General features: G+C 37.0%; 13 protein-coding genes. 10 read left to right on the top strand and 3 right to left on the bottom strand.

The annotated features are described in order from the left end of the window. The first annotated feature begins 109 nt into the window (after window positions 1–109). The 8 genes from CLU97_RS20270 to CLU97_RS20235 all read left to right on the top strand — a co-directional run bounded on the left by CLU97_RS20270 (window position 110) and on the right by CLU97_RS20235 (window position 9010). A complete protein-coding gene (locus CLU97_RS20270; protein ID WP_121486166.1) occupies window positions 110–1327 on the top strand; it encodes an IS4 family transposase in 1218 nt (405 codons plus the stop codon). Between the two features lie 150 nt (window positions 1328–1477). Continuing rightward, window positions 1478–3598 (top strand): methylmalonyl-CoA mutase, encoded by a 2121-nt coding sequence (gene scpA / locus CLU97_RS20265; protein WP_121489528.1) that lies wholly within the window; start codon window positions 1478–1480, stop codon window positions 3596–3598. 42 nt (window positions 3599–3640) lie between these two features. Beyond that, window positions 3641–4627, top strand: coding sequence for a M28 family peptidase (locus CLU97_RS20260; RefSeq protein ID WP_121489527.1), 987 nt, complete (start codon window positions 3641–3643; stop codon window positions 4625–4627). Between the two features lie 410 nt (window positions 4628–5037). Next, a complete protein-coding gene (locus CLU97_RS20255) occupies window positions 5038–5775 on the top strand; it encodes a hypothetical protein (RefSeq protein WP_121489526.1) in 738 nt (245 codons plus the stop codon). 27 nt (window positions 5776–5802) lie between these two features. Beyond that, entirely contained in the window at window positions 5803–7194 is a 1392-nt protein-coding gene (locus tag CLU97_RS20250) for an RtcB family protein (RefSeq protein ID WP_121489525.1), read from the top strand. Between the two features lie 75 nt (window positions 7195–7269). After that, entirely contained in the window at window positions 7270–7815 is a 546-nt protein-coding gene (locus CLU97_RS20245) for a nucleotidyltransferase domain-containing protein (protein ID WP_121489524.1), read from the top strand. Window positions 7816–7818: 3 nt separating this feature from the next. After that, a complete protein-coding gene (gene prfH / locus CLU97_RS20240) occupies window positions 7819–8517 on the top strand; it encodes a peptide chain release factor H (RefSeq protein WP_121489523.1) in 699 nt (232 codons plus the stop codon). Beyond that, window positions 8504–9010 carry a tetratricopeptide repeat protein gene (locus CLU97_RS20235; RefSeq protein WP_121489802.1) on the top strand — a complete coding sequence of 169 codons (507 nt, stop codon included), beginning with the start codon at window positions 8504–8506 and terminating at the stop codon, window positions 9008–9010. Before prfH ends, CLU97_RS20235 begins: the two co-directional genes overlap by 14 nt. A gap of 157 nt (window positions 9011–9167) precedes the next feature. On the opposite strand, the gene CLU97_RS20230 is transcribed toward CLU97_RS20235, so the two are convergent. Both CLU97_RS20230 and CLU97_RS20225 read right to left on the bottom strand, forming a co-directional pair. After that, on the bottom strand, window positions 9168–9455 hold the full coding sequence (locus CLU97_RS20230) for a c-type cytochrome (RefSeq protein WP_121489522.1): 288 nt from the start codon (window positions 9453–9455) through the stop codon (window positions 9168–9170). Between the two features lie 19 nt (window positions 9456–9474). Next, the gene (locus CLU97_RS20225; protein ID WP_105703514.1) at window positions 9475–9768 is read right to left on the bottom strand and encodes a c-type cytochrome; all 294 of its coding nucleotides are present in this window, start codon (window positions 9766–9768) and stop codon (window positions 9475–9477) included. Window positions 9769–9967: 199 nt separating this feature from the next. On the opposite strand from CLU97_RS20225, the gene meaB reads away from it, so the two are divergent. Beyond that, the gene (gene meaB / locus CLU97_RS20220; RefSeq protein ID WP_121489801.1) at window positions 9968–10960 is read left to right on the top strand and encodes a methylmalonyl Co-A mutase-associated GTPase MeaB; all 993 of its coding nucleotides are present in this window, start codon (window positions 9968–9970) and stop codon (window positions 10958–10960) included. Here the strand turns inward: meaB and CLU97_RS20215 are convergent. Then, window positions 10957–11505: a DUF4251 domain-containing protein gene (locus CLU97_RS20215; protein ID WP_121489521.1), complete on the bottom strand. Its 549-nt coding sequence runs from the start codon at window positions 11503–11505 to the stop codon at window positions 10957–10959. The genes meaB and CLU97_RS20215 overlap by 4 nt on opposite strands. A gap of 105 nt (window positions 11506–11610) precedes the next feature. Between CLU97_RS20215 and CLU97_RS20210 the strand changes: the two genes are divergently transcribed. Beyond that, a complete protein-coding gene (locus CLU97_RS20210; RefSeq protein ID WP_121489520.1) occupies window positions 11611–12417 on the top strand; it encodes a M48 family metallopeptidase in 807 nt (268 codons plus the stop codon). The last annotated feature ends 60 nt before the right edge of the window (window positions 12418–12477 follow it).

Below are 12477 nucleotides of genomic sequence, written 5' to 3'. Positions count from 1 at the left end.
TTTTGTTTTTAGATATTCAATATTATTATTGTAATTAATTGATTATCAACTATTTAATTTGTTTTATTGTTTCATTTTTTGTATCTTTATTGCTGATAATCAATTGTTTATGTCAGTTTTTAAAGATCACAAAATATCACTTAAAGATGTTTTAGAATTTATTCCCGAAGCACTTTTAAGTCACCTTTCCGCAAGTACAAAAGTGGATTATTATAGTAAAGTTTTGCATGGAAGAAAAATATTCTACCTGCTTTTGTATTGCATATTTGATAATGAAAAATTAAGTCAAAGAACACTCGAAGATACTTTTAATAGCAGTGGATTCAAAGCGTTATTTGGCTTAGGGGAAGAGGAAAAGATTCGAAGGAGTTCAATTTCTGAGAGGCTTTCAAAAATTGATTCCAATTATTTCCTAGAAATCTACGAACAGATGTACGAAAGATTTTCGGAACTTTATTCCAAGACAGAAATCGAAAAATACAACTTAATCAGAGTTGACAGTACCATTGTAGCTGATACATGTAACAAGCTTAAAGAAGGAATTGATCAGAAAAGTGGAAAAAAATTAGTGAAATTCAGTTTTTCATTTGACGGAATTTTGCCATCAGCGGTAGATGTTTTTACGGGGCAAAAATACTCAACAGAAGATAATGCTCTTGCCCAGGCTGTTCTGAACCAGGTGAAAAAAGAAGATCATCATGATAATATTTATATCATAGACAGAGGGATCCAGTCTACAAGGACGATGAAAGATTTTGAAGAAAAGCTTCTGAAATTTATTATCCGTTCCAAAGAAAACAGGAAATATGAAGAGATTGAATCTTTTATTAAAACAGAAACCCCAATAAAATGGGATGATTGGGGAGTTATTAAAGACAGCAAAGTGAAGCTTTACACCGGAAAACCCATCCAAAACAAACGGGGAAATATTCATCATCGTGAAGAAAAAGTAGAAACATATTTTCGGTTGATCGTTATCAAAAATGAAAAAACAGCTAAAGAACTTTGGTTCATAACCAACGAATTTGAACTTTCTGCCAAAGAAATATCGGATTATTACCGTAAAAGGTGGGATATTGAGGTATTCTTCAGATTTATGAAACAAGAGTTGAATTTAAGCCATCTTGTTTCGCTCAATAAAAACGGAATTGAAGTAATGCTCTACATGACAATGATTGCTTCTATGCTGCTCTTGATTTACAAAAAAGTAAACAATTTAGGATATAAAACAGCTAAAAGACGCATCGCTATGGAACTTCGGGATATGATTACCGCAATTTTAATAATATTTGCGGGGGGGGATCCTGCAAAAGTCTTCAAAACTTAAAACATAAAAAATGGTCGGAAATTTCTTCCGACCATGACTAGGCAAATGCCCGGCTTTTTTATTTCGTTAAAATAGAGAAAAACAGAACGTTAACATAAGTTTCATGTTTCGCTCAAAAAAATTAACTTTACGGGGACAAAAATAATTGGAATGCGAAAGACAATTTCTGTGAAAAAACCGGATTTTAGTATATCACCTCAGGAAAGAGAGATTTACAATTTTGAAAAAGACGGGCTTGAACTCAAATCATCCTATGACAAAAAAGATGTAAAAGATGAATCATTAACGCAGACTTCTCCAGGAATTGCTCCCTATCTCAGAGGACCGTATTCCACTATGTATGTTCAAAAACCCTGGACAATCCGTCAGTATGCAGGATTTTCTACTGCTGAAGAATCTAACGCCTTTTATAGAAGAAACCTCGCCGCGGGTCAGAAAGGACTTTCCGTAGCATTTGACCTAGCAACACACAGAGGATATGATTCTGACCATACAAGAGTGGTAGGAGACGTAGGAAAAGCAGGTGTTGCCATAGATTCTGTGGAAGACATGAAAATCCTTTTCAATGAAATTCCGTTAGATCAGATCTCAGTATCCATGACCATGAACGGAGCCGTACTTCCTATTTTGTCTTTCTATATTGTAGCGGCAGAAGAACAGGGAGTAAAGCAGGAATTGCTTTCAGGTACCATTCAGAATGATATTTTGAAAGAATTCATGGTAAGAAATACCTACATCTATCCGCCGGCACCTTCTATGAAGATCATTGCAGATATTTTTGAATATACTTCGCAAAACATTCCAAAATTCAATTCCATTTCCATTTCCGGATACCATATGCAGGAAGCAGGGGCTACACCGGTTCTTGAAATGGCTTACACCCTGGCAGACGGTCTGGAATATGTAAGAACAGGAATAAAGGCAGGTATGAACGTAGATGATTTCGCTCCAAGACTATCCTTTTTCTGGGCAATCGGAATGAATCATTTCATGGAAGTTGCTAAAATGCGAGCCGCAAGATACATTTGGGCAACCCTTTTAAAACAGTTTAATCCTCAGAATCCAAAATCCCTGGCGTTAAGAACCCATTCACAAACTTCCGGGTGGTCTTTAACAGAGCAGGAACCCTTCAATAATATCACAAGAACAGCAATAGAAGCTCTATCTTCAGCATTAGGAGGAACGCAGTCTCTCCATACTAATGCACTGGATGAAGCTATTGCCCTTCCTACAGATTATTCAGCAAAAATCGCAAGAAATACACAGATCATTCTTCAGCAGGAAAGCGGAATATGTGATGTGGTAGATCCAATGGGAGGAAGTAACCTTGTAGAAAGCCTTACCCAGCAAATGATTGAAGAAGCAATAAGGTATATTGATGAGGTAGAGCAGGAAGGAGGAATGACCAAAGCGATCGAAGCTGGAATTCCGAAAATGAGAATTGAAGAAGCTGCTGCTAAAAAACAGGCTAAGATCGATAGTGGCGAAGAATTCATTATTGGAGTTAATTCATTCAAATCCTCACTAAAGCAGGATCAGATAGAAATCTTAGACATTGATAATACAGAAGTTCGAAGAAAACAGATCGAAAGACTCAATACAATCAAAGCAGAAAGAAATACTGAAGCCGTTGAACAGATTCTGAATGACATTCGCGAAAGTGCCAAAACAGGAAAAGGAAATCTTCTGGCATTATGCATTGAAGCCGCAAGAAGAAGAGTTACCCTTGGCGAAATGAGTGATGCCATGGAAGAAACCTTTGGAAGATATAAAGCAAATATTAAAACAATCTCTGGTGTATACGCAATGAATGCCGGTAAAAACGAATACTTTGAAAAAGCCCTTCATCTGACTCAGAAATTTGAAGAAGAAGAAGGACGCCGCCCAAGACTAATGGTCGCTAAAATGGGACAGGACGGACACGACAGAGGAGCAAAAGTAGTAGCAACCGCATTTGCCGATATGGGATTTGACGTAGATGTCGCTCCATTGTTCCAAACGCCGGAAGAAGTTGCTAAACAGGCTGTAGAAAACGATATTCATATTTTAGGAGTTTCTTCATTAGCAGCCGGACACAAAACACTAGTTCCGCAGGTAGTGGAAGAACTGTCCAAACTAGGAGCAGATGATATTACTATCGTGGTAGGTGGAGTAATTCCACAACAGGATTACGAATTCCTGTATGCCAACGGTGCCGATTTTATTTTCGGACCAGGAACCAATCTTCCGAAATGCGCAGTGGAAATTCTGGAAAGATTTTTAGAGAAATGAACAGAAAAGCTTTAATTTCAGCGCTGAAATTAAAACATAACTATGAATCTGAAAAAAATTATAAAGCTTACGAGGAGCAAAATACTTCTTCTCGTAGGCTTATTTATTGTTATATGCTTTTTCCTGATTGGTTCGGGGAAGAATAATCTATCAGCACAAAGTTCCCCGGCTATAGCAGACACAGCGTTGGTCAAAAAACATTTAACAGCACTTACCCAAACTCCAAAATTCAGAAATCATAAAAATATTGACCAGCTTAATGCGGTTGCAGACTACATTCATCAAAACTTTGCTGCCTATGGCGACAGTACCATTTTTCAGGAATATGAAGTAGACGGAAAAATTTACAAAAATGTAATTACTTCCTTCGGAGCAGAAAATACCAAGCGGATTATTATTGGAGCCCATTATGATGTTTGTGGAGACCAGCAGGGAGCAGACGACAATGCAACCGGAGTTACAGCACTTCTGGAACTGGCAAGAATGTTGAAAGGACAGAAGCTCAAATATAGAGTAGATCTTGTTGCTTATACATTGGAAGAACCGCCTTATTTCAGAACAGAAAATATGGGGAGCTATATTCACGCAAAATATTTAAAAGATAATAAAATTGATGTCTATGGAATGGCAAGTGTAGAAATGATAGGCTATTTCCGTGACGAAAAAGGCTCTCAGAGCTTTCCTGTAGGTATTCTTTCATGGGTATATGGTGATCAGGGAGATTTTATCATGTTGGTGAAAAAACTCAGTGGAGCAGGATCTTTTGTAAGAAACTTTATAGGAAATTTCAAAGATTCAGGGCAGCTCAAAACGGAAACATTCTCAGCACCCAAATTTGTTGCAGGAATAGACTATTCTGACCATCTTAATTATTGGAACTTCAATATTCCCGCTCTCATGATCACAGATACTTCTTTCTTCAGAAATAAAAATTACCACGAACCCACAGATACTTTGGAAACGCTGGACACAAAACGGATGACGAAGGTAATTGATGCCATTTTTCTCAGCATTATTCACCTTAAGTGAAAAAAATATTTTGATTGTCATAAAAATGTATATATTTGCAACTGAAAATCAAGTTTAACCAATTAAAAAACGACGAAGCAATGTTCAAAACAAAACAGAATTCTACAGTTGGATTGCCACTTATGGTGGTAAGGCTTCGCGGTTTGGTACATTCTTAGAATAACAGTACAATGAAATATCAGAACCCGAAGTCGTAGAGATTTCGGGTTTTTTATTGCGCAATATTTCAAACTTCAAGTTTCCCCGAAATCTTTTTTAGTGTCATTGAAGACAAATCAGGATGAGGTATATTTCTCAGAACTGTTATAGTCTATTATTAATCCATTCAACTAATGTTTTAGTTGATTAAAAGTTATGTGAGATAAAAAACAATCAGGTTTCCAATATCTCACATCAGACTTCTATAAACAATGGAAAATGATAACCTCCTGCATTCTCGCCTCAGAAGCGTTAGAAGCAGAAAAAGAGCAATTAGAAAAGATGTAGAAAAGCAGATAAGAAAAAAATATCAACGTAGTGATGAGCTTTGGGATATCAGACGAAATATCCCATGGATTCCTTTGGATAAACCTTATCAGAGAGGATTTGTAAGATTCTTTGCGGTAAGGGAAGATGTAATGAGATCTAAAGACGGAGATTTCTTTGAAGAAATTTTGAAGAAGATCAATACTTATATGTATTCGGAAAGCCGCCGGTTTTTGAAAAAGAAAAGAAAATTCGGACGAAGAATATACGTAGCCAGAGAACAGAAACTCAAGCAGATCTCTTCATATTCCTGGAATGATCCAAAGTTTGGTCTTACACCAAGGGAAAGACAGTATTTTTTGAAACAGGAAGAATATTGTTCAGCCAGAAAGATATATGTGCCTTACTACGAATTCACGGAATCCTGGAGATTTACCCTGCGTACAAGACCTAATATGATTACCCATTATAAGCCTGTAGATTTTGAATTAGAAAAGGAATGCGCAGAATTGAATGATTATTTAGGGCAGCATAAAATTGTAGGAATTATCCACAAAACAATTTATGGCAGGTCATATCCGTGGAAAAGAAAAAGAGAAGATATTTCACTTATCAAAAGCAGGAAATATGCAACCTGCACAATGTCTGCAACAGAAATTGCAGAAAGCTTACTGGACGAATAAGTCCAACTGTTATTTAAAACAAAAACAATGGGAAATTTAAAACTAAAAGGAAAAGATATATTAAAACTGGGTTATCCAAATAACCAAAGCGTAAACGTAGCATTGGAAGTTATGAAAAGAAATTTTGCAACGAAGAATATTCACCACGTAAAATCTCTTTTAAAGGAAATCCTGCTGAATCCGGAAGAATTTGAAAAAGATCTTACTTTCGGGCAAATTGCGGAAACCTTGCTTTCATCCAAAAAAACAGAAAAAAGAATGCTGAATTCACAGCGTGCTTCCTTTCAGATTTTTGGAAACAATATTTCAGAAGAGGCAAAAAATCAGCTGTACACAGCTTTGAAACTGCCTATTTCTATTCAGGGAGCATTAATGCCGGATGCCCACAGCGGATACGGACTTCCAATAGGAGGAGTTCTGGCTGTTGAAAATGCGGTAATTCCTTACGGAGTAGGGATGGATATTGGCTGTAGAATGAGCCTCAGTATTTTGGATACACCCATTTCATATCTTGAAGGAGCAAGAGATAAATATGAAAAAGCGCTTGCCGAACATACCAAATTCGGGATGTATGAAACACATAAATCTCACATAGACCATGAGATTTTCGACAGAGATACATTCGATATGATCCCGATTTTAAGGAGATTAAAGGGAAAAGCTATCAAGCAGATGGGATCCTCAGGCGGTGGAAATCACTTTGTGGAATTCGGAGAAGTTGAAATCACCGAAGAAGACAAACAAATTGGTCTCCCAAAAGGAAAATATCTGGGAATACTTTCTCATAGCGGCTCGAGAGGGCTTGGAGCAGAGATTGCACAGTATTATTCAAGAATGGCAACAGAACAGTGTCCGTTACCGAAAGAAGCCCAAAACTTCGCCTGGCTGGACCTTAGTACCCATCTTGGACTGGAATACTGGACGGCCATGAATCTTGCCGGAGATTACGCTTCGGCCTGTCATGATGATATTCACAGAAGACTGGTAAAAGCAGTCGGTGGAAGAGTCAAAGCCAGAATAGAAAACCATCACAACTTTGCATGGAAAGAAATTCATAACGGCAAAGAAGTGATTGTTCACAGAAAAGGAGCTACCCCTGCCAATGAAAATGAATTGGGAATAATCCCGGGATCGATGACGGCAAAAGGATTCATTGTTCGCGGAAAAGGAAATCCTGAATCCCTGAACTCTGCATCTCATGGTGCCGGAAGGGCTCATTCAAGAGGAGAATGCAGAACTTTATTCACTCAGCATGATATCAAAAAAGAATTGAAACTTAAAAATGTCACACTGATGGGCGGGAATGCAGAAGAAGCGCCTATGGCCTACAAAGACATTAATGAAGTGATGAATGCACAGAGCGAACTGGTAGATATCCTGGGAACATTCCAGCCGAGAATTGTGAGAATGGACAGATAAACAATTAATACTTTACAACCTTATAGGTTTCTAAAACCTATAAGGTTTGAAATGTTCAATTAAAAAAATAAAAAAATGGGAGCACCACATAATATAAAAAGATACGGTGAAATCTGGCCGGAATTCAGAATTCAGTCAGGACTCGAAATTTTAGATAAATTAAAAAATAAAATCATTATATCAGGAGGATGGGCATGGCATTTTATGTCGGAAAAAGGACATACGGAATACAAGCATGCGCATGACCACAAGGATATTGATGTTTTTGTAAAAAAAGAAAATGTAGCAGAAGTTGTTATTATTCTTCAGAAGGAGGGATTCCAGAAAGTCTGGACCCGATATGACCATCTGCCGAGTGAAGAAAACTTTCGGAGGTATGAAAAAACGGTAGAACTTGAAAACGATAAATTTCACAGAATTACTATTGACTTCTTTGAAGAAGATGATCTTGATACTATTGAAGTTAATGGTTTTACTGTTGTGAATCCTGAGGTTTTACTTTCTTTTTACAGAAATATTCATTCCAGCGATAAATGCTGGGCAGTGATGGCTGCAAAAGAGTTATTACAAAAGGGGAAAGATCCAATAGGACACCCTTTATTAAGCAAAATGCCAACATAAAAAATGGAAAAATTAATACAGATCACTTCAGGAAGAGGACCTTTAGAATGCCAATGGGTGGTAGCCAAAGTTCTGAAGACCTTTCTTGAAGAGGCAAAACATAATACAATAGAATACGAAATCATTCATCGTGAAAACGGCGATGAAAATCTGACATTAAAATCAGTAACCCTGCTTTTAAAAGGAAAAGAGCTGACCTCGTTTTTAAAAAGCTGGTTGGGAAGCGTCTGCTGGATTGGGAAAAGTACATTCAGGAAACTGCATAAAAGAAGCAATTGGTTTATCGGAATTTTTGAATTGGAAAATATAAAAATGATTGATTTCAATGAAAAAGATATCCGGTTTCAGACAGCGAGAAGTCAGGGAAGCGGAGGACAAAACGTAAACAAGGTGAATACTGCTGTACGTGCAACTCATATTCCTACCAATACAACTGTTTTTGTACAGGACTCCCGTTCCCAGCTGGAGAATAAAAAACTATCCGTTACCAGACTCAAAGAAAAGGTAATGGCAGTTTATATTCAGCAATTGGAAAGAAAACTGAAAGATACCTGGTTTCTTCAAATGCAGGTAGAACGCGGAAATCCGGTTCGTACATTTTCAGGAACAGATTTTAAAAAGAATTATGAAGACAAGACATTCAAAAAACAAAGAAATGCCTTGAAAAATGACCTTAAAAACTACAGAAATGACCTTAACTAAAAGCAAATATTATTTTGAAGCGCTGGACTACTTTCCTTTCAACCTTGCGGAGTGCATGGATGCACTGAACTATGCCTTATCCTACGAACCAGAAGATGCAGACAGCCTTTGTCTGATGGGAAGAGTGTATTCGGAAGAATTGAAAGATTATGAAACTGCAAAGAAATACTTTGATGAAGCCATGCAGAGTAATATCGGAAATATCAATACTCCTAAATATTACATTGAGTGTCTTTTGAGTAACGAAGATTATAAAGAAGCAGAAAAATTAATTGAGTTTTCTTTGAAACTAAAGGGAATTGATAAGTCGGAAATCCTGAATTGTCTGTCTCTTTTGCAGGAAAGAAAATTTGAATACAAACAAGCTTTGGCAACTCTTAAAGAAGCTAAAAAATTTGCTTATAACCGCCCTGCCCTTGAAGTTATTGAAGAAAGAGAAAATCTGGTTAAAGGAAAAGTAACCAGAACAAGAACCGTAAAAAAGACAGAATAATCTGTTTTTGAGTTATAATAAAAATAATAAGACTGACTCAAAAGTCACATGATTTGACTTTTGTAATTATGAAGAAGGAAGAATCTCATTGATAACTATAAGCGTGAGATTCTTCACTTCATTCCATTTCGTTCAGAATGACAATTTTGAGGCAGTCTTATTTTTTATTCACAGAGATCAGATAATCATACACCATTTGATGCTGTTCATCAGTAAGCTTAGCCTTTGGAGCCATTCTGCTTAAAGTGTTGATCCATCCCTTATCGTCATGCTTGGTAGGCTCTGGAAGCTTATGGCATTTTGTACAGGAATTTTCGAAAATGGTTTTTCCTTGTGCCAGTTGCTCAGATGAGGTATACTTTGGCCCTGTTACAGCCACACTTTTTGGTCCGCATGATACCAGAAATGTTGATGCTGCGATACCGGTTAAGATAAGTTTTTTCATACCCTATTTTATTTGATGATTATTTCTTCACAGAAACAATGTAATCATAAACCCATTGGTGCTGTTCATCCGTCAGTTTTGCCTTTGGAGCCATAGAATTCATGATTCCTACCCATTGTACAGGATTGTGTGACGTAGGATCCGGAAGTTTATGACATCTTCCACAAGAGTTTTCAAAAATCGTCTTCCCCTGAGCAATCTGCTCTGCAGTAGATGTAGATGTTCCGGCAGTAGCAGCGGATGTAGAAGCTTTCGGCGTACAGGAAACCAGCAAAATAGCAGTAAACGAAGCCGCAGCAATGAGTTTTTTCATGTTTCTTCTTTTTGATATATAACAAATGTAATAAATTCCTTAACCCGTTGATACAGGGTATTCTAGTTTTAATTTAGAAGAAATAAAAATTAAATCCGAGAAAAATTGATAATCAAAAACAAAGATAATTTAAGTGTTTTGTATCATCATTATGATCGAAGTATTGACCATTCCCATTTTAATTATTAATTTTGAATTAATGAAATTTTCCACAGAAGAGCTAATAGACGGAATACAGTCAGGAAACAAACGCCTGATTGCAAAAGCTATTACATTGGTTGAAAGTAAAAAAGCAGAGCACAGAATACAGGCAGAAGAACTTCTGAAGAAGATCATGCCTCTTACCGGAAATTCTGTGAGGGTAGGTGTAACGGGAGTTCCCGGAGCCGGAAAATCCACTTTCATAGAAAATTTCGGACGGTTGGTTATAGCTCAGGGAAAGAAAGTAGCAGTTTTAGCTATAGATCCGAGTTCTGCAATCAATAAAGGAAGTATTTTGGGAGATAAAACCAGAATGGAAGAACTCGCCAAAGAAGAAAATGCATTCATACGTCCTTCCCCAAGTTCAGGATTTTTGGGCGGAGTAGCCAATACGACCTTTGAAACCATGATGATCTGTGAAGCTGCAGGCTACGATTATATTTTAATAGAAACCGTTGGTGTAGGACAATCAGAGGTTTTAGTAGCCGATATTACTGATATTTTCCTTTTTCTTAAAATCATAGGAGGCGGAGATGAACTTCAGGGAATAAAACGAGGAATCATGGAAATGGTAGACCTTATTTTCATTAATAAAGTAGATCAGGACAATCTCCAGAAAGCAAAAAATACAAGGCTGGAATTAAAAAGAGCCTTAGACTTTATTCCACCCAAAGAAAAAGGCTGGAAAATTCCTGTTTTATTAGGTTCAGCCCTTTTTAACGAGGGATTACAGGAAGTTTATGATACCATCTTTGAATTTATTGATCTGAAAAAGAAATCCGGACGTTTTGAAGAAGTACGCATCCAGCAGGCTGAGAAACGTTTTGAATATTGGGTTCAGGAATATATTCTGTCTCTGATGAAAAAGAGTGATGCGGTAGAAGAAGCTTATCACATGCATAAAAAAAATGCTTCAGCTATGGTTTCCAATCCAAGTACTGAAGCAAAATTATTTGTTGAGAAATTCTTATCTAATGAAAACAGGGATTAAGGTTTCTCTTTTTCCTGCTTTACCTCCGTTTTTGAAACATATCCGTCATAAGTAATTGGCTGTCTGTCGTTACTTCTCATAGAAACGAAAGCCTTTCCATTTTTAAAGATCTCGATGTTCATTTCATCCACGGTTCTTACATCTTTAGGTTTGAACTTTAAAGTCCAGTTTCCTTTTTTATTCTGAGTTTTACTTACGGTAAAATCTTTAGAAGTAAATCTATAGCTATTGTCACTGGTATTTCCATAAGTAGGATTAAACAGCCTTCCGAAGTAAGGAAGCACTACATCCAACGTATTTTTAGTTACGTCAATGGTATAATCCCCATTCAGGTTCAGTATTCTGGTAGCAGTGGCATTAGGCATTGAATTTAAGACATTTATAACGTCATAATTCGTAGGATTGGCTCTTTCTGCATGGAAAGTAAACTCCTGAGAATTCACCAAAGCATCTACCGTTTTCGGATCTGAAGAACCCTGCGAAGCACAGCTTTGGAAAAAGAACAGGAATCCAAAAATCATCAGTAAAGAAATATACTTTTTCATAATGATATAATTATTAAATTTAAACAGCAAAATGTATGCAAATATATTCTTTCTGAAATATTTTGGAATAAAAATTGTTAAGGTTGAATTATTAACACTCAAACTATGAAAGTTACACATCTATTTGGAATGGGAGCTATTGCTCTGTTGGCTGCAGCCTGTACTACAAACCCCATTACTGGGAGGTCTTCTTTACAGCTGGCCAATAATTCGGAAATTTTAACAATGTCTTCGCAGGAATACAAGACGACATTGTCCAAAGGTAAGGTGATTACCGGTACAGCAGATGCAAAGAGAGTGGTAAATGTAGGAAACAGAATTAAAAGTGCAGCAGAAAGATATTATCAGAGTATAGGAAGATCAGCAGATCTAGCCAGCTACAACTGGGAATTTAATCTTCTGCAAAGTACTGAACTGAATGCATGGTGTATGCCTGGCGGTAAAGTAGCCGTTTATACAGGAATATTGCCGATAACAAAGGACGATAACGGACTTGCTGTAGTATTGGGGCATGAAGTTTCCCACGCATTGGCAGGCCACGGTAACGAAAGAATTTCTCAGGCAATGGTAGCTCAGTATGGAGGTGCTATCCTTGGAGGAACAATTTCAAATTCACAATGGGCAAGTGTTTTCCAGAAGGTATATCCTATTGGTTCGCAGGTTGCTTTATTGAAATACGGAAGAGGTCAGGAATCCGAAGCTGATGAAATGGGGCTTTACCTGATGTCTATGGCAGGATATGATCCGAGAGCGGCAATTCCTTTCTGGAACAGAATGGAAGCAGCATCTTCAGGAGCAAGACAACCTGAATTCTTATCTACCCACCCGAATCCGGAAACAAGAATCTCAGATATCAACAAAGATTTACCGAAAGCTTTAGAATATTATAAGGCTGCGGGAGGAAAAATATAATTAGAATTTTAATCTCAACTAAAGCCTTATTAAATTTTTAGTAAATTTGATAAGGCTTTT

It is taken from the genome of Chryseobacterium sp. 7 (genome assembly GCF_003663845.1).
Classification (GTDB): domain Bacteria; phylum Bacteroidota; class Bacteroidia; order Flavobacteriales; family Weeksellaceae; genus Chryseobacterium.
This window is presented reverse-complemented; position numbering and strand designations above follow the sequence as displayed.